At 61.1% G+C, this 17,230-nt stretch carries 17 protein-coding genes and 1 riboswitch; of the genes, 14 read left to right on the top strand and 3 right to left on the bottom strand.

Going from position 1 to position 17,230, the window contains the following annotated elements; translation table 11 throughout:
• Nucleotides 1-22: 22 nt before the first annotated feature.
• A complete protein-coding gene (fabA, locus tag CBB63_RS09800) occupies nt 23-532 on the bottom strand; it encodes a bifunctional 3-hydroxydecanoyl-ACP dehydratase/trans-2-decenoyl-ACP isomerase (RefSeq protein WP_005849435.1) in 510 nt (169 codons plus the stop codon).
• 193 nt (nt 533-725) lie between these two features.
• Here fabA and irrA point away from each other — a divergent pair, with 193 nt between their 5' ends.
• Complete coding sequence (gene irrA / locus CBB63_RS09795) at nt 726-1,145, top strand: iron response transcriptional regulator IrrA (RefSeq protein WP_005849434.1); 420 nt, start codon at nt 726-728, stop codon at nt 1,143-1,145.
• A 42-nt stretch (nt 1,146-1,187) separates the two neighbouring features.
• On the opposite strand, the gene CBB63_RS09790 is transcribed toward irrA, so the two are convergent.
• On the bottom strand, nt 1,188-2,063 hold the full coding sequence (locus CBB63_RS09790) for a glycosyltransferase family protein (RefSeq protein WP_286699005.1): 876 nt from the start codon (nt 2,061-2,063) through the stop codon (nt 1,188-1,190).
• A gap of 114 nt (nt 2,064-2,177) precedes the next feature.
• Here CBB63_RS09790 and miaB point away from each other — a divergent pair, with 114 nt between their 5' ends.
• The 8 genes from miaB to metK all read left to right on the top strand — a co-directional run bounded on the left by miaB (nt 2,178) and on the right by metK (nt 10,047).
• Nucleotides 2,178-3,497 (top strand): tRNA (N6-isopentenyl adenosine(37)-C2)-methylthiotransferase MiaB, encoded by a 1,320-nt coding sequence (gene miaB, locus CBB63_RS09785; protein WP_286699004.1) that lies wholly within the window; start codon nt 2,178-2,180, stop codon nt 3,495-3,497.
• 220 nt (nt 3,498-3,717) lie between these two features.
• Nucleotides 3,718-4,293 (top strand): OmpA family protein, encoded by a 576-nt coding sequence (locus tag CBB63_RS09780; protein WP_005849431.1) that lies wholly within the window; start codon nt 3,718-3,720, stop codon nt 4,291-4,293.
• A gap of 15 nt (nt 4,294-4,308) precedes the next feature.
• Nucleotides 4,309-4,620 (top strand): hypothetical protein, encoded by a 312-nt coding sequence (locus CBB63_RS09775; protein ID WP_005849430.1) that lies wholly within the window; start codon nt 4,309-4,311, stop codon nt 4,618-4,620.
• Nucleotides 4,621-4,774: 154 nt separating this feature from the next.
• On the top strand, nt 4,775-5,764 hold the full coding sequence (locus tag CBB63_RS09770) for a PhoH family protein (RefSeq protein ID WP_286699006.1): 990 nt from the start codon (nt 4,775-4,777) through the stop codon (nt 5,762-5,764).
• Nucleotides 5,765-5,831: 67 nt separating this feature from the next.
• Nucleotides 5,832-6,356 (top strand): rRNA maturation RNase YbeY, encoded by a 525-nt coding sequence (ybeY, locus tag CBB63_RS09765; RefSeq protein ID WP_286699003.1) that lies wholly within the window; start codon nt 5,832-5,834, stop codon nt 6,354-6,356.
• 20 nt (nt 6,357-6,376) lie between these two features.
• Entirely contained in the window at nt 6,377-7,285 is a 909-nt protein-coding gene (locus CBB63_RS09760; protein WP_286699002.1) for a transporter associated domain-containing protein, read from the top strand.
• On the top strand, nt 7,285-8,802 hold the full coding sequence (gene lnt / locus CBB63_RS09755) for an apolipoprotein N-acyltransferase (protein WP_286699001.1): 1,518 nt from the start codon (nt 7,285-7,287) through the stop codon (nt 8,800-8,802). Before CBB63_RS09760 ends, lnt begins: the two co-directional genes overlap by 1 nt.
• Nucleotides 8,803-8,810: 8 nt before the next feature.
• A riboswitch (SAM-SAH riboswitch) is annotated at nt 8,811-8,858 on the top strand.
• A gap of 4 nt (nt 8,859-8,862) precedes the next feature.
• Nucleotides 8,863-10,047 (top strand): methionine adenosyltransferase, encoded by a 1,185-nt coding sequence (metK, locus tag CBB63_RS09750; RefSeq protein WP_286699000.1) that lies wholly within the window; start codon nt 8,863-8,865, stop codon nt 10,045-10,047.
• A gap of 64 nt (nt 10,048-10,111) precedes the next feature.
• Here metK and CBB63_RS09745 read toward each other — a convergent pair whose 3' ends face one another.
• Nucleotides 10,112-11,722 (bottom strand): BCCT family transporter, encoded by a 1,611-nt coding sequence (locus CBB63_RS09745; RefSeq protein ID WP_286698999.1) that lies wholly within the window; start codon nt 11,720-11,722, stop codon nt 10,112-10,114.
• Nucleotides 11,723-11,883: 161 nt separating this feature from the next.
• Between CBB63_RS09745 and trmB the strand changes: the two genes are divergently transcribed.
• From trmB to rpsA, 5 genes are all read left to right on the top strand, one after another.
• Entirely contained in the window at nt 11,884-12,624 is a 741-nt protein-coding gene (trmB, locus tag CBB63_RS09740) for a tRNA (guanosine(46)-N7)-methyltransferase TrmB (protein WP_502695899.1), read from the top strand.
• A 92-nt stretch (nt 12,625-12,716) separates the two neighbouring features.
• Nucleotides 12,717-14,069, top strand: coding sequence for a 3-phosphoshikimate 1-carboxyvinyltransferase (gene aroA, locus CBB63_RS09735; RefSeq protein WP_074634656.1), 1,353 nt, complete (start codon nt 12,717-12,719; stop codon nt 14,067-14,069).
• A complete protein-coding gene (locus CBB63_RS09730) occupies nt 14,069-14,683 on the top strand; it encodes a (d)CMP kinase (RefSeq protein ID WP_132997715.1) in 615 nt (204 codons plus the stop codon). The genes aroA and CBB63_RS09730 overlap by 1 nt, the downstream gene beginning before the upstream one ends.
• A gap of 92 nt (nt 14,684-14,775) precedes the next feature.
• Entirely contained in the window at nt 14,776-15,153 is a 378-nt protein-coding gene (locus CBB63_RS09725; protein ID WP_260003470.1) for a rhodanese-like domain-containing protein, read from the top strand.
• Nucleotides 15,154-15,483: 330 nt separating this feature from the next.
• Nucleotides 15,484-17,145, top strand: a complete 1,662-nt coding sequence (gene rpsA, locus CBB63_RS09720; RefSeq protein WP_502695900.1) for a 30S ribosomal protein S1 — start codon at nt 15,484-15,486, stop codon at nt 17,143-17,145.
• The last annotated feature ends 85 nt before the right edge of the window (nt 17,146-17,230 follow it).

Below are 17,230 nucleotides of genomic sequence, written 5' to 3'. Positions count from 1 at the left end.
AGCGATGATCTGACGGGTGGGCTTAGCTCTCGCTCAGCGCGACCTTCATGTCCTTGACCTGATAGATCACTTCGCCGTCGGCTTCGACGATGCCATCGGCAACGCCCATGGTCAGGCGACGGGTCTGGATCGCTTTGGTAAAGTCGATCTTGTAGGTCAGCATCTTGCGGTCAGGGCGTACCATGCCGGTTAGCTTCACTTCGCCCACGCCAAGCGCATAGCCGCGCCCCTGCCAGCCGCGCCAGCCCAGGTTAAAGCCGGTCAGCTGCCACAGGCCATCCAGGCCAAGGCAGCCGGGCATGATCGGGTTGCCGGGGAAGTGGCAGTCAAAAAACCACAGGTCGGGCGTGATGTCGAATTCCGCCGTGATGTGGCCTTTGCCATGGGCACCGCCATCGGCGGAGACGTCTGTGATCCGGTCCATCATCAGCATCGGCGGGGCGGGCAGTTGCGCATTGCCTTCGCCGAAAAGCTCGCCACGGGCGCATTTGAGCAGGGCTTCTTTGTCAAAGCTGGTGGGGTAGTCGGCCATATTATCGCGGCTCCTGAGGGCTGAATTTCAAATCCCGGCAGGTTTAGCATTGCGCGCCGCAGGCCCGCAAGGGCGCAGGCACACCGCATTTACGCGACGGCGAAAGGCGGCGCTGGCAAGAGTTTCCGGATTTCCGTTTGAAAACCGCCCCCATTGCCCCTTATATATAGCGCATGAGAGGTACTTATAGCCAATGACCCAAACAACACAGCAGATCAGTTCTGAGTGGCTTGCCAAGGCGGGCCTGCGCCCCACGCGGCAGCGCATGACGCTGGCGCATCTGTTGGTGGGCGACGGTCAGCACCGCCATGTCACCGCCGAAAGCCTGTTTGACGCGGCCAAGGGGCAGGGCGATGCCGTGTCGCTGGCAACGGTCTACAACACCCTGCGCGCCTTTTGTGACGCGGGGCTGATGCAGGAAGTCACGGTTGACGGGTCCAAAAGCTATTTCGATACCAACACCCATGATCACCCCCATTTTTTCTGGGAGGACGAGGCACGCCTGTCCGATGCGCCCTCTGACCAGTTGGTGATCGCGCAACTGCCCGACGCCCCCGAAGGGGCCGAGATCGCCTCGGTCGATGTGGTGATCCGTTTGCGCCGCAAGGGCTAGGGCCGTTCGGTCAAGGGCACGGTTTTCACCGGTCCCCTGCGTTCAGAACCACTGCCCCGGTTCCATCAACCCCAGATCCAGCAGTTGGCGAGAATGCCATTCAAACGGCGCGGAGTTGTGCCATTTGAAGCTGGCGATACTATCCCTGCTGCCCGGGTTGGACTTGAGCGCCTTGGCCGTGCGGAAAGAACAGATCGATGCCGTGATATTGTGGTGCCACGGGCAGGCGTAGGTGTTGTATTCTTCGTCCGTGAAGGTGTGATCGTCCCGCATCCGCAAGCCGGGCTTGGCGCGGAACAGCGAGATACGGTCGATCTTGCGCCGCGCGGCGGGCACATGTTCCTCGAACCGCCAACGCAATCCGCCAAAGAAATCAAGCTGCCGTTCCTTGGGGTGGTTGTCCGGCGTGCCGTCAGGCCGCGCCAGCGCGTAATAGCCGGACCGGTCCAGAAAGGCGTTGTCCAGCGATACCGCGTTCGGGGCGGCACCTAGATCATCTGCATAAAGATCAACGACATAGGTGAGCATCGCATCGCGGCGCTCTTCCGCGTGAAAGGCCAGCAGTTCCCCCACGGTGCGCGTCTCGCAGAAAGGGTAGAACAGATATTCGGCGTTGTAGCAGGTATAAAGCCATTGCCCCGGTGCCGCCTCGATCACGGCGTTTACGGCATTTTCCAGCGCGCCCTCGCGGTCCATGTCGTAGTCCACGCGCAGCACGCCTTTGCTTTCGGCGACATCACGGGCCAGCGCGAAGCTGGCGGGCATAAAGGCGACAACGGTGGCAAAGCCAAGCTGCTGGTGATGGCGCAGCGTCGTCTCGATCTCTATCGCGTCCTCGACCATGATGAGGGCAATGGGCCCCCTGCTCAGCACCGCTTTGCTGTCACTGATAAAATGGTCAAGACTGCGGTACTGCATGACACCCCGGCTCTATTTGCACTGTGCTCTAAATCTGTCAAATCGGGACGCATTGCAAGAGAACGCTGGCGCTGTTAGACCGCGCTTTTGCACCTTTGATCAACGGACCCTGCCATGACCGCGCCAAAAAAGCTGTTCATCAAGACCTACGGCTGCCAGATGAATGTCTACGACAGTGAACGTATGGCCGAGTCTCTGGGCGATAACTACGTCGAGACAAAGACCGCAGCTGACGCCGATATGATCCTGCTGAACACCTGTCACATCCGTGAAAAGGCAGCAGAAAAAGTCTATTCAGAACTGGGCCGCCTGAAGCCGCTTAAAGAACTGAACCCCGATCTGAAGATTGGCGTCGCAGGCTGCGTGGCGCAAGCCGAAGGGGCAGAGATCATGCGCCGTCAGCCGGCCGTTGATCTGGTCGTGGGGCCGCAATCCTATCACCGCCTTCCCGCGATGGAGGCGCGCGTGCGCTCTGGCAAAACCGCGCTTGATACGGATTTCCCCGAAGAGGATAAATTCGAAAAGCTGAAAGGCCGCGGCAAAGCGACGCGTGCGCCTTCTGCGTTTCTGACCGTGCAGGAAGGCTGCGACAAATTCTGCGCCTTCTGCGTGGTGCCCTATACCCGCGGGGCCGAAGTCTCGCGCCCCGCGACCCGCGTGCTGACCGAAGCGCGCGAACTGGTAGAACGCGGCGTGCGCGAAGTCACCCTGCTGGGCCAGAACGTCAATGCCTATCACGGCGTGGGGGAAGAGGGGGCGGATTACACGCTCGCCCGCCTGATCAAGGAGTTGGCCAAGATCGACGGGCTAGAGCGTATCCGCTACACCACCAGCCACCCCAACGATATGGACGATGCGCTGATCGCCGCCCATGGCGAGATCGACAAGCTGATGCCCTATCTGCACTTGCCCGTGCAATCTGGCTCGGACCGTATCCTCAAGCGGATGAACCGCAGCCACACCGCCGAAAGCTATCTGCGGCTGATCGAACGCATCCGCGCCGCGCGCCCCGATATCGTGATGTCGGGCGATTTCATCGTCGGCTTCCCCGAAGAAACCGACGCGGATTTCGAAGCCACGATGGAGCTCGTCCGCGAGGTGAAATACGGCTACGCCTATTCGTTCAAATACTCGACCCGTCCCGGCACCCCCGCCGCCGAACGCCCGCAGGTAGAGGCCGCCATAGCCGACGAACGCCTCCAGCGCTTGCAAGGGCTGATCACCGGTCAACAGCGCGAGATCCAGAACAGCATGGTGGGGCGCGATGTTTCTGTTCTTGTCGAAAAAACGGGCCGCGAGGCGGGGCAGATGGTGGGGAAATCCGAATACCTCCACTCTGTGCATATCGACGAGGCGCAGGCCGAAATTGGCGACGTTGTCCGCGTCAGAATCGTTGACGCCAAAACCAATTCGCTGACGGCGCGTCAGATTTAGGTGTCACCGCTCGCGATTTGCCCGCGATGATTGTAGACCAAAATGACTGCAATGGCCGGAAAATGGCGTAAGTGTGGCAGTAATATAGTAAATATGGCCGCATTCGCGCTTCACAGAAGCGCGTTTACCTCTTAATCTCACAACATATAGCGGACGACCGTGGTGCCTGGGGTATCTGTGGGTCTTCCGACTGGGGGACAGTAAGAAAAGGACGAGGGCTGTGTTTAATACAATTTCCAAGGGGCTACGGCTGTTTGCGGGCACGATGATTGCCGCAACATTCGTGCTTCAGGCATCTGCTGCCGATGCACAAACAAGATCTCAACAGGGCCGCGACAAGGGCCAGTATATTCCGACGATCTGGGTTGACCCCGATGGGTGTGAACATTGGGTCATGGATGACGGTGCCGAAGGCTATATGACACCGCATGTCACCCGTCAGGGTATTCCGGTCTGCCGCCGGGGTAACGTCTGCGGCGTGATGAATACGGACCAGTTTTTCAACACCGACAGCTACCGTGTGCACCCGCAGGGCCGCGCCCGTCTGGCTGAATTCTTCAAGACCACGGGTGCCGTGTCCTATATCATCAGCGGGCACACAGACAGCCGCGCGTCGGATGCCTATAACATGAAGCTGTCGCTGAACCGTGCCAATGCGGTTGCCAGCATCGCCCAGCAATCGGGGGCCCGCATCGCGGATGTCCGTGGCTATGGCGAACGGATGCCAGCGGCGTCCAATGGCACAGCGGGCGGTATGGCCAAGAACCGCCGCGTCGAAATCATCTGCATTCGCTAAGGGGACAGTAACGTGATGAAAGCTAAGATTATGATGGTCACCGCCTGCGCCCTGACACTGGGTGCCTGCGCTGACTACGAAGGCCGGGGCTATCCCGCCGATAAAACCGTCGACCGTGGCTTTGACAAAAAGCACCTGAGCCAGCTTCAGGCCGGCATCTGGGTCGATCCCAACGGCTGCGACCACTGGATCATCGACGACGGCGTCGAAGGCTACCTGAGCCAGCGACTGGACAAATACGGCAAGCCGGTCTGCTCTGGCGTGGCCCAGCCCACATATACGGCGGGCGACTTCAAAGGCGGCTCGCGCGTCCGAGATCCCAACTGATCTTGCGACCACTCCTGCACATAGGATCGGGCCGGCGCGTTTTACGCTCCGGCCCTTTTTTGTCGGCTCAAAGGGGTACATAGTTTGAATATGGGACCCATATTAATCCAAAGACACCTCCAATTAGGAAAACGCTTTGCCATCTAGTGACACAATGACGCCTCCCGCTTCTCACGCGCAGCAGCTCGAATTTCCGGACAACCGGCTTCTGATCGATCTCTGCGGCCCCTATGACGCCAACCTGACCGCCGTAGAGACGGCGCTTGAGGTCCAGATCGTGCGTCGGGGCAACCATCTGTCGGTGATGGGAGAGGAAGACGCGACCACCCGCGCGGCCTCTGTGCTCGAAGGGCTTTACGCCCGACTGGAAGGCGGGCGCAGTGTGGAGCCCGCCGATGTCACCAGTTTGCTGCGCATGGGCGATTCNGCNGCTGGGACGGGGGTGCGCCCGGGCGACCAGATCGAGATGCCGAATTTGGGCGGCGTCGAAATCCAGACCCGCAAGAAACGCGTCGAACCCCGCACGGCCGCGCAGAAAGCCTATGTGCAATCACTGTTCGACAACGAACTGGCCTTCGGCATCGGCCCTGCCGGTACGGGTAAAACCTATCTTGCGGTGGCCGTCGGCGTGTCGATGTTCATCGGGGGCCACGTGGACCGCATCATCCTGTCGCGCCCTGCCGTGGAGGCGGGGGAGAAGCTGGGCTACCTNCCCGGTGACATGAANGACAAGGTCGATCCCTACATGCAGCCCCTTTATGACGCGCTGAATGANTTCTTGCCCGGNAANCAACTGGCCAANCTGATCGAAGAGAAAAAGATCGAGATCGCGCCGCTNGCCTTCATGCGCGGGCGCACCCTGTCCAACGCCTTCGTCGTGCTGGACGAAGCGCAGAACGCGACCTCGATGCAGATGAAGATGTTCCTGACCCGTCTGGGCGAAGGCTCGCGNATGGTGATCACCGGTGACCGGACCCAGATCGACTTGCCACGCGGCGTGCCATCGGGNTTGCAGGACGCGGAACGGCTGCTCAAGACGATCCCCAAGATCAGCTTTAACTACTTCACCTCGAAAGANGTGGTGCGCCACCCGCTCGTGGCCGCGATCATCGAAGCCTATGAAGCAGATGCAGGCCACGCGTGATGCCCGGCTGCTTCATTTTGCCAAATAAACTCCGGGGGGCCGGGGGCTGGCCCCCGGTGGGGCGCTGATGCAGGCGCTTGACGTGATAGAGGAAGACCCCCGTTGGGCCNNTCTGGACCTTGATACCCTATGCCCCCGCGCGATGCGCGCCNCATTGGCGCATCTGTCGCTNGATGCCGACACCGCCGAGGTGACGGTGCTGGCCTGCGACGATGCACATATCGCCACGTTGAACGCAGATTTCCGCGACAAGCCCACGCCGACAAATGTGCTCAGCTGGCCCGCCGAGGAACGCGGTGCCGNGCGCGACGGCGAACTTCCGCTGCCGGTCACGCCGGGGTTCGACAATATGCTGGAACTGGGCGACATCGCGATTTCATATGACACCTGCCACGCCGAGGCAGAGGCCGCAGGCCGCCCGATGGCCGATCACGTGACCCATTTGATCGTGCACGGGCTGCTTCACCTGTTGGGGTATGACCACGAACGGGACGGGGATGCGACCCTGATGGAACGGTTAGAGGTAGAAATACTTGGCAAATTGGGGTTGGATGACCCATATAGAGACGACGCAGTGCAACCGCCTGCCTAAACACATAAAGACAGGACCCGATGGGCGACACAGACGGATCATCTGAGGCGGNGCAGAGCGCGCAGTTGGAAGACATCATACCGGCCTCCGAGGCCGAAGAAACCGAAGACACCCCGAAATCCGGTGGCTTCTTTTCCCGGGTCATGGGCGCACTNAGCGCGTCGGACAACGAGGAAGAGGAGGAGATCACCGCGGCACAGACNGACAGGCTGTCGACCCGCGGCATGATGAACCTGCGCCGGATGCGGGTGGATGATGTGGCGGTGCCCAAGGCGGATATCACCGCGGTGCCGGTGACCTCGACGCTGGATGAGCTGGTCGGCGTGTTCAAGGACAGCGGTCTGACGCGCCTGCCGGTGTATGACGGCACGCTCGATACCCCCGTTGGCATGGCCCACCTCAAGGATCTGGCNCTGACCCACGGATTTAATGGCCGAAACACCGAATTTGACCTNCAGGCGATGCTGCGTCCCTTGCTGTTCGTGCCGCCGTCCATGACCATNGGCGTCTTGCTGACCAAGATGCAGGCCGAACGGCGCCATATGGCGCTGGTGATTGACGAATACGGCGGNGNCGACGGGNNGGNNNCGATCGAGGNTCTGATCGAACAGGTCATCGGCGAGATCGAAGACGAACACGACGTGGACGAAGGCAANTATTGGACGGTCGAAAAGCCCGGCTGCTACCTTGCNCTGGCCAAGACGCCTCTGGATGATTTCGAGGCCGAGATTGGNCATTCGCTGACCGACCACGATGATGTCGACGAAGAAGAGATCGACACCCTCGGCGGGTTGGTCTTCATGCTGTCGGGACGGGTGCCGGCACGTGGCGAAGTGGTCGTGCANCCCGATGGCCCCGAGTTCGAGGTGATCGACGCNGATCCGCGCCGGATCAAGCGTTTGCGCGTGCGTATGGCCGGANCTCACTGATGACTTTGCGCAGTGCCGCTTGGATGCGGTTCGGGGCCGCGGTGCTTGCGGGCGTTGTCGCGGCCTTTGGGCAGGCACCCTATGATTTGCCNCTGGTCTTGCTGGCTGCACTTGCGGCTGTTCTGTTGATCTACCGCGCTGCTGGGACGCCTCGGCAGGCCGCAGCGATCGGCTGGGGCTTTGGCTTTGGCTATTTCTTGCATGGATGGTCNTGGCTGGTNTCGCCCTTCATGGTCGACCCTGAACGCTATGCCTGGATGGCACCTTTTGCTGTGGCGGGGCTGACGGGCGGTTTGGCCTTGTATTGGGCTTTGGCGTTCTACGTGTCCCGCCGGTTGTCGGCACAGGTCTGGCCGCTGATCTTCGTCCTGCCCGCCGCCGAAATGCTGCGCGGTTATCTGTTCACCGGCTTCCCTTGGGGGATGTTCTCTCAGTCTTTGGTTAACCATTGGCCGGGGCAGGGGCTTGCGCTGGTGGGGCCCTACGGCATGACCCTTGCCTTTGTCGCGCTGGCTGTAGCGGTGGTACAGCGCGCGCGGGGCNCATTGCTNCGGCAGGGCGCTGTCTGGGGCGCGCGGGTCTTGGGCGTGGCGGCGTTGACGGTNCCCTTTNNNGGGGGCGACGCNCCGATCACCGACCATATGATCCGTATGGTNCAGCCGAATGCNGCGCAGAAAGACAAATGGGACCCCGTCAAAATTCCCGAATTCTTTGATCGTCAGCTGGCGCTGACCGCTGCNCCGCCTGCGCAGGGGGATGCGGCGCCTGATCTGATNCTCTGGTCCGAAACCGCCATCGCNTGGCCGCTTGATTTGGCCCATGGCGCGCTGACCTATATCAGCGAAGCGGCCGCCGGTACGCCTGTGGTGCTGGGGGTGCAGCGGCGCGGCGACATGGCCTANTACAACTCGGCCGTGGTGCTGGGGCCAGACGCCGAGGTTGTGCAGACCTATGACAAGCACCACCTCGTGCCCTTTGGCGAATANATCCCCTTTGGCGANCTGTTGGGCCGTATCGGTCTGCGCGGCATGGCGGCGCAGTTTGGCANNGGGTTTTCCTCGGGTCCGGGGGCAGATNTGATGGATCTGGGGCNNTTGGGCCANGCGCTGCCCCTGATCTGCTACGAGGCCGTCTTTGCNCGGGACGTCAACGCCGCACCGGCGCGGCCCGCGTTCTTGATGCAGCTCACGAATGATGCGTGGTTCGGCAAGGGGCAGGGGCCGTTGCAGCANCTGGCTCAGGCCCGGATGCGCGCGATAGAGCAAGGTCTGCCCATGGCACGCGTCGCCAACACGGGCGTTTCGGCGATGATNGACCCCTGGGGCCGCATCACAAAGAGTTTGGCCCTGAACGAGGCAGGCTTTCTGGATGCCCCTCTGCCCGCNCCACGCCCTGCGACACCCTATAGCAGATGGGGNGAATGGCCGTTTCTTTTCATCACTTTGGCGGGGTTTGCNCTTGTTATCCTGCGCCGACGACGCAACTTAAAGTTTGACCAAANGGGCAGGCAAAGCTAAGCCCCGTTAATCGGCCACAACGGCTTCCTGACGTGGCTAAGAAATCTATTGGAGCACTAAATGTCCCGCAAAAACTACACGTTCACTTCGGAATCCGTTTCCGAGGGCCACCCGGATAAGGTCTGCGACCGGATTTCCGACGCCGTACTTGATGCCTTTCTGACCGAAGAACCCGAAGCGCGTGTCGCAGCGGAGACCTTTGCTACCACCAATCGCGTGGTCATCGGCGGCGAGGTTGGCCTGTCGAACAAGGACAAGCTGGATGAATACCTTGGCAAGATCGACGGCATCGCCCGCGCCTGCATCAAGGACATCGGCTACGAGCAGGATGAATTCCACCACGCCACCTGCGAGATCACCAANCTGCTGCACCCGCAGTCGGCGCATATCGCGCAAGGCGTGGATGCGTCAGGCGACAAGGAAGAAGGCGCGGGCGATCANGGCATCATGTTCGGTTTCGCCACCAACGAGACGCCAGAGCTGATGCCGGCGCCGATCCACTATGCCCATGCGATCCTGCGCCGTCTGGCCGAAGTGCGCAAAGACGGGACAGAGCCAACGCTGCGCCCCGACGCCAAAAGCCAGCTTTCCGTGCGCTATGAAGACGGCAAGCCTGTTGGCGTGTCCTCTATCGTCTTGTCGACGCAGCACGCCGATGCAGGCCAGACCAGTGCCGACATCCGCGACATCGTCGAACCCTATATCACCCAGGTTCTGCCNGAAGGCTGGATCACNCCCGACACCGAATGGTGGGTNAACCCGACNGGGACNTTTGTCATCGGNGGCCCTGACGGCGACGCGGGCCTGACCGGGCGCAAGATCATCGTGGATACCTATGGCGGTGCGGCACCTCATGGGGGCGGCGCGTTCTCGGGGAAAGACCCGACGAAGGTTGACCGCTCTGCCGCCTATGTNGCGCGCTATCTGGCGAAAAACGTCGTGGCTGCCGGTCTNGCCGAAAAGTGTACAATCCAGCTGAGCTATGCCATCGGCGTGTCCAANCCNCTGTCGATCTACTGCGATACCTATGGTGGCGACGCGGATGTCACGGATGCGGCGATTGAAAAGGCGATCCGCCAGATCATCGACCTGACACCGCGCGGCATCCGCGAGCATCTGCAGTTGAACCGCCCCATCTTTGAACGCACCGCGGCCTACGGCCACTTTGGNCGCGCGCCCGAAGCGGATGGCGGCTTTAGCTGGGAAAAGACCGATCTGGTCGATGCGCTGAAAGCCGCGTTGTAATTACTGCTTCTTGGTACAANAAAGGGCAGCCCCGATGGGCTGCCCTTTTGNGTTGGTGGGGNTGTTACAGNTCNNCNAGNCCGGGGCGNTTGCCGATAGANACGTGGTCNATATCTTCGGTCCGGAACCCCTTGATCAGCGANGGGATCATCGCAAAGACCAGCAGGAAGATCGGCAAGCCGACGACCGTGATCACCTGTTGCAAGGCGGTCAGCCCCAAGTCCCCTGCAAGGATCANCAGCATCGCNGCGACCAGCCCTTCNGACACGCCCCAGAACACCCGCTGGCGGGTGGGGCCGGGTTCGGGCGAACCGGTGCACAGCATGTCGACAACCAGNGACGCGGAATCCGAGGATGTTGCAAAGAAGATNGCCACCACCAGCACGGCGATACCCTGCACAATATCGGCGAAAGGGAAGCTTTCGAAAAACGCGAACATGGCAAGCGGGACGGAATCAGCCACTGCNNCGCTCAGCGAACCGGCCTGCGCGCCAAGAGCCGTGCGCGCGGCGGTGCCGATGCCGTCAATCTCCATCGCTTGCCAGCCGAAGATAGAGAACCAGATCAGCGTGAACAGGGACGGNGCCAGNAGCACGCCAAAGACGAACTCCCGTATCGTGCGCCCCCGCGAAATCCGCGCGACGAAAAGCCCGATGAAGGGCGACCACGTGACCGTCCAGGCCCAGTAGAANACCGTCCAGCTGCCNTGCCAGCCCCAATCCCCATTCGAGGGGTTGGTATCGGCAAGCATATCATTCCAGAAGGCGAGCCGTGGCAGGTTGCTTAGGTACAGGCCAAAGGTCTCGACCATGCCGCGNAGCAGGAACAGGGTCGAACCGGTCACCAGCACAAAGACCATCAACGCCACGGCCATGCCNATATTGAGGTTGGANAGCAGCTTCACCCCCTTATCGAGCCCCGCCACGATAGACACCACGGCAACGGCGGTCAGCGCGGTCAGGATGCCGACCTGCAGCGGCACGCCGTCGTTCCACCCAAACAGCGCCGACAGACCCGCTGCGATCTGCGATGACCCCAGCCCAAGCGAGACCGCGACGCCGAACAGCGTGCCGAGGATCGACGCAATGTCGATCGCCTTNCCCCAAGGGCCGTGGATGCNCTCTTTCAACAGCGGGTAAAAGACCGAACTGACCCGNACGGGCAGNTCATANCGGTTGATGAAATAGGCAAAGGCNAGACCGGGCAGCGCGAAGATCGTCCAGGTGTGCAGCGCAAGGTGGTANGTGGCGATAGAGATGGCNTCTTGTGCGGCCTGTTCCGTNAANGGTTCAACGCCNGGCAGGGGCGGGTCCGAAAAATGGCTGATCGGTTCGGCCACGCCCCAGAACATCAGCACGGTGCCGATGCCGCCCGCGAAAAGCATGGTGAACCACGACAGGTTTGTATAGTCGGGGCGGCTGTCGCGCGGGCCAAGGCGGATATGGCCGTGACGGCTCATNGCGGCCCAGATCAGAAAGCCCAGCCAGACGTTGACGCCAAGAATAAAGAACCACCCCAGATGCGATACGATCCAGGCGCGGCCTGCGGCGAAAGCATCCCCGATCGGTTCAGGGGCAAGTACAAGAGCCAGTACAAATAGGGCGGTACACAGGGCGGAAACAAAGAATATCGTAGGGTCCGTTCGTAGTCCNAGNCGGCTTGCCAGTTCCCGCATTCGCATGTCCTCCGCTGCATTATTATCGGTTCNNGGTCAGGTAGANCNCTGTAGCTCAANGTAAAGTCGGCGTGATCGTTCCGGGTTTGCTGTGCCTCAAAGGGGCGGCACCGCNGTTGCGCATGGGGCGCGTGGGCTTTTGCAGCGCGGGCTTACGCGAAATGTTGCGCCCGTCCCCCGCGCAGGCTAAAGCCAGCGCCATGACACATCCTGAACGCCCCCGCCGCAATTTCTACGGTCGCCTTAAAGGCAAATCGCTTAAGCAAAGCCAGAAAGGCTATATCGAAGAGGATCTAGAGGCGCTGTCGCCCGGTCCTGTCGATTGGGACGCGAACCCCGACCGTACCCCGCTGGACCTGCCGACGCTGTTTGGCGGCAAACCCGTCTGGCTCGAGGTCGGCTTTGGCGGCGGCGAACATATGGTGCATCAGGCCGCGCAAAACCCTGACGTGGGCATCATCGGCTGTGAGCCCTACATCAACGGGGTTGCGATGCTGTTGGGCAAGATCCGCCGCGCGGGTGTCGANAACGTGGCGATCCATCCGGGCGATGCACGCGATATCTTTGACGTGCTGCCAGAGGCGTCGATTGACCGCGCTTTCCTGCTGTACCCCGATCCGTGGCCGAAAACGCGCCATCACCGGCGCCGCTTTGTGACACCGGAACACCTTGAGCCGCTGGCAAAGGTGCTAAAGCCCGGCGCGATCTTTCGCGTGGCCACGGACATCGAAGACTATGTGCGCCAGACGCTTGAACAGGTGCCGCGCCACGGGTTCGAATGGCTGGCGGAACGCCCCGGCGACTGGAAAGAACCCTGGGGCGACTGGATTTCCACGCGCTACGAACAAAAAGCCCTGCGCGAAGGGCGCGTGCCGCACTACCTGACTTTCCGCAAGACCTGAGCGGGCGGGCGCGGGCCAAGAACGCTGGCAATGGACGGGGCGGGATCGCTGGTTTAAGACGGGCTTTCAGGAAGTTTTTTTGAGGGTTATCCATGTCCAGCCACGCCACGCCCGTCCCGATGACCTCTACCGCTTGCGGCCCGCTGTCCGGCGTGGCCGAGGTGCCGGGGGACAAGTCGATCTCGCACCGGTCCTTGATTTTGGGCGCGATGTGCATCGGCGAAACCACCATCAGCGGATTGCTTGAAGGCGACGATGTGCTGGACACGGCCAAGGCGATGCAGGCCTTTGGCGCGGAAGTCACCAATATGGGCGGTGGTAACTGGTCTGTGCGCGGTGTGGGCGTGGGCGGTTTCGCAGAACCGGACGGGGTGATCGACTGCGGAAACTCGGGCACAGGGGTGCGCTTGATCATGGGGTCAATGGCGACCTCCCCCATCACCGCGACATTCACCGGCGACGCCAGCCTGAACGGCCGCCCCATGGCGCGGGTCACCGATCCGCTGGCTCTGTTCGGCACGCAATCTGTCGGGCGCAAGGGCGGACGCTTGCCCATGACCATCGTGGGGGCGGCTGACCCGGTGCCCGTGCGCTACACCGTGCCAGTGCCGTCCGCACAGGTGAAATCCGCCGTCTTGCTGGCAGGGCTGAACGCCCCCGGCAAGACCGTCGTGATCGAGGCCGAGGCCACGCGCGATCATACGGAGCGGATGTTGGCGGGCTTCGGTGCCGAGATCTCGGTGGAAGACACGGATGAGGGCCGTGTGATCACTCTGACCGGCCAGCCAGAGCTACAGGCCCAGCATGTTGATGTGCCGCGCGATCCGTCCTCGGCTGCGTTTCCGGTCTGTGCTGCCTTGATCGTGCCGGGATCCGACGTGCTGGTGCCGGGGATCGGGCTGAACCCGACACGGGCAGGGCTGTTCACCACGCTGCGCGAGATGGGGGCCGATTTGACCTATGAGAACGAGCGGACCGAGGGCGGCGAGCCTGTCGCCGACCTGCGCGCCAAATTCTCGCCCGACCTCAAAGGGATCGAGGTGCCGCCGGCGCGCGCGGCGTCGATGATCGACGAATATCCGGTGCTCTCTGTCGTGGCCGCCTTTGCGCAGGGCCAGACGATGATGCGTGGCGTGAAAGAGCTGCGGGTCAAGGAAAGCGACCGGATCGACGCGATGGCCAAGGGGCTGCGCGCCAACGGGATCGAAGTGGACGAGGGCCCCGATTGGTGGGCGGTCACCGGACGGGGGCACGGGAACGTGCCGGGCGGGGCCACCTGCGCCAGCCAGCTGGACCACCGCATCGCGATGTCCTTTATGATCCTTGGCATGGCCGCAACGTCCCCTGTCAGTGTGGATGACGGGTCGCCGATCACCACGTCCTTCCCGATCTTCGAGCCGCTGATGAAACGCCTTGGCGCGGATGTGACGCGGGGGGATGCGTGATGCTGGGCTTTACCGTTGCGATTGACGGGCCGGCTGCGGCGGGCAAGGGCACTGTCGGGCGCGCTGTTGCGGCGCATTTCGGTTTTGCGCATCTGGATACCGGCCTGCTCTATCGCGCCGTAGGGGCGAAAGTGCTGGAGGGTATGACCGCCGAAGAGGCCGCCTTGACCCTGCAAGCCGATGATCTTGAGAATGACCATCTGCGCACCAATGCCGTGGCAGAGGCCGCGAGCCGCGCGGCCGCGATCCCCGCTGTGCGGGCCGCTTTGGTCGATTTCCAGCGCAGCTTTGCCATGCGGGCAGGGGGCGCGGTGCTGGACGGGCGCGACATTGGTACGGTGATCTGCCCCGATGCGCCGGTCAAGCTGTTCATTACCGCCACGCCCGAGGTCCGTGCACAGCGCCGCTTTGCCGAGCTTAGCGCCAAGGGGGCCGAGGTCACGCTGGAAGGGGTGCTGGCCGATGTGCAGGCCCGCGATGCCCGCGACAGCACCCGCGCCGAGGCACCGCTGAAGCCCGCCGAGGATGCAGAGCTGATGGATACCTCGACCATGGATATCGAAACAGCCGTGGCCCGCGCCATCGAACTGGTGGCCGCACGTAGAGGTGACTAGACGCGGTGGAACGAATGTCGGTGCATGACGTTGGTCTGGGACGTGTCTGGCGATAGGCTGGGCACGATAGGAATAAACAAGAGGTGCTGACTATGAAGACCGCTCAAGACTATCTCGACGATGCGAATGCCGTTGTCCCCAAGATGGACGCCAAGGACGCGATTGCAAAACATGCCGAAGGCAAGGGTGTCTTTATCGACGTGCGCGATTCCGGCGACATCGCTAAAAGCGGGACCATCAAGGGCGCGCATCGTGTGCCGCGCGGCATGATCGAATTCCGCGCCGACCCCAACAAGGAAGAGATGTATAACCCGATCTTCGAAAAAGACGCAGAAATTTACCTGATCTGCGGCGCGGGCGGTCAGGCCGCGCTGTCGGGTAAGACGCTGCACGACATGGGCTATACCAATGTCACCAATATCGGCGGTTTCCCCGGCTGGAAAGAGGCGGGCGGCCCGACTGAAAGCTGATACCACTTTGCGCGGATGACCAAATGGACAAGGGCAGGCTACGGTCTGCCCTTTTTGCTGACATCGCCCGGTATGAACCTTTGTGAACAGGGGNTCACCCGTGCCNGCCCTTGCCTTTGCCCCGAAACNGGGCTATACGCGCGACTGTCTAAGGGGCGGATACACGTTTCGGGCGCGAGATATCAGGCAGGGTCGGTTTCATCCGGCCCTCTTTGTTTTGCGGATCGAATCCCATCGCGGATGACAATTTTAACCACAGACCGGCGGAGACAACCGCGCGGCCAGAAACCAAATGCTAAAGGAAAATCAAGCTACATGGCTATGAACTCAATGGAAGACTTCGAAGCACTTTTGGAAGAAAGCTTTGAAATGGACACGCCCGAAGAGGGCTCTGTTGTCAAAGGCAAGGTTATCGCGATCGAAGCGGGCCAAGCTATTATCGACGTAGGCTACAAGATGGAAGGCCGCGTTGAACTGAAAGAATTTGCCGAGCCTGGCGAAGCACCCAAAGTGGAAGTCGGCGACGAAGTCGAAGTATTCCTGCGTCAGGTAGAAAACTCCCGTGGNGAAGCTGTNATCTCNCGCGAGATGGCCCGTCGCGAAGAAGCCTGGGACCGTCTGGAAAAAGCCTATGCCGCAGAAGAGCGCGTTGAAGGCGCGATCTTTGGCCGCGTTAAAGGTGGCTTTACCGTTGATCTGGGCGGCGCAGTTGCCTTCCTTCCCGGTTCNCAAGTTGACGTGCGCCCCGTGCGCGATGCCGGCCCTCTGATGGGTCTGAAGCAGCCGTTCCAAGTTCTGAAAATGGACCGTCGTCGTGGCAACATCGTTGTTTCGCGTCGTGCAATNCTTGAAGAATCCCGTGCCGAACAGCGTGCCGAAGTTATCGGCAACCTGACCGANGGTCAGGAAGTTGACGGTGTGGTCAAGAACATCACCGAATACGGTGCCTTCGTTGATCTGGGCGGTGTTGACGGCCTGCTGCACGTCACAGACATGGCATGGCGCCGTGTGAACCACCCATCCGAGATCCTGTCGATCGGCGAAACCATCAAGGTTCAGGTCATCAAGANCAACAAAGAGACGCACCGCATCTCCTTGGGTATGAAACAGCTGCAAGAAGATCCATGGGATCTGGTTCAAGCCAAGTACCCGCTGGAATCCACGCACACTGGCCGCGTCACCAACATCACCGATTACGGTGCATTTGTTGAGCTGGAGCCAGGCGTTGAAGGTCTGGTTCACGTTTCCGAAATGTCCTGGACAAAGAAGAACGTACACCCCGGCAAAATCGTTTCCACCAGCCAAGAAGTCGAAGTCATGGTTCTGGAAATCGATGGCGCCAAGCGTCGCGTTTCCCTTGGTCTGAAACAGACNATGCGCAACCCATGGGAAGTGTTTGCTGAAACACACCCAGAAGGCACCGAAGTTGAAGGCGAAGTCAAAAACATCACCGAATTCGGTCTGTTTGTTGGCCTGCCAGGCGACATCGACGGCATGGTTCACCTNTCNGACCTGAGCTGGGACCAGCGCGGCGAAGAAGCGATCCAGGACTACCGCAAAGGTGACACGGTTCAGGCCGTTGTTTCCGAAGTTGACGTGGAAAAAGAACGCATCAGCCTGTCGATCAAAGGTGTGGGCGGCGACAAGTTCGCAGAAGCAGTGGGCGGCGTGAAGCGCGGTTCCGTTGTGACTGTGACCGTGACCTCCATCGAAGACGGTGGCATCGAAGTCGAATACGAAGGCATGAAAGCCTTCATCCGTCGCTCCGATCTGTCGCGTGACCGTGCCGAACAGCGCCCCGAGCGTTTCTCGGTTGGTGACAAGGTTGACGTACGCATCACCAACGTTGACGCGAAAGCGCACCGTCTGGGCGTGTCGATCAAAGCACGTGAAATCGCAGAAGAGAAAGAAGCAGTCGAGCAGTATGGCTCCTCTGACTCCGGCGCATCCTTGGGTGATATCCTGGGTGCCGCTCTGAAAGGCGACGAATAAGCCTTAGCGCTTGTTGCACAGATCAGGGGCCTCGCAGTGCAGACTGCGGGGCCCTTTTTCGTTNCGAATCGCAATCTGTGGCGNG

The sequence above is a fragment of the Sulfitobacter sp. TMED3 genome (assembly GCF_002167505.1).
GTDB classification, from domain to species: domain Bacteria; phylum Pseudomonadota; class Alphaproteobacteria; order Rhodobacterales; family Rhodobacteraceae; genus Sulfitobacter; species Sulfitobacter pontiacus.
The sequence above is the reverse complement of the archived record's forward strand: the minus strand, read 5'-3'. Positions and strand labels throughout refer to the sequence as shown.

Excerpts from the sequence above, each read along its gene's own strand:
- fabA (WP_005849435.1), bottom strand. The coding sequence starts at position 532 with ATGGCCGACTACCCCACCAGCTTTGACAAAGAAGCCCTGCTCAAATGC.
- CBB63_RS09790 (WP_286699005.1), bottom strand. The coding sequence starts at position 2,063 with ATGCAGTACCGCAGTCTTGACCATTTTATCAGTGACAGCAAAGCGGTG.
- irrA (WP_005849434.1), top strand. The coding sequence starts at position 726 with ATGACCCAAACAACACAGCAGATCAGTTCTGAGTGGCTTGCCAAGGCG.
- CBB63_RS09775 (WP_005849430.1), top strand. The coding sequence starts at position 4,309 with ATGAAAGCTAAGATTATGATGGTCACCGCCTGCGCCCTGACACTGGGT.
- aroA (WP_074634656.1), top strand. The coding sequence starts at position 12,717 with ATGTCCAGCCACGCCACGCCCGTCCCGATGACCTCTACCGCTTGCGGC.
- miaB (WP_286699004.1), top strand. The coding sequence starts at position 2,178 with ATGACCGCGCCAAAAAAGCTGTTCATCAAGACCTACGGCTGCCAGATG.
- CBB63_RS09730 (WP_132997715.1), top strand. The coding sequence starts at position 14,069 with ATGCTGGGCTTTACCGTTGCGATTGACGGGCCGGCTGCGGCGGGCAAG.
- CBB63_RS09725 (WP_260003470.1), top strand. The coding sequence starts at position 14,776 with ATGAAGACCGCTCAAGACTATCTCGACGATGCGAATGCCGTTGTCCCC.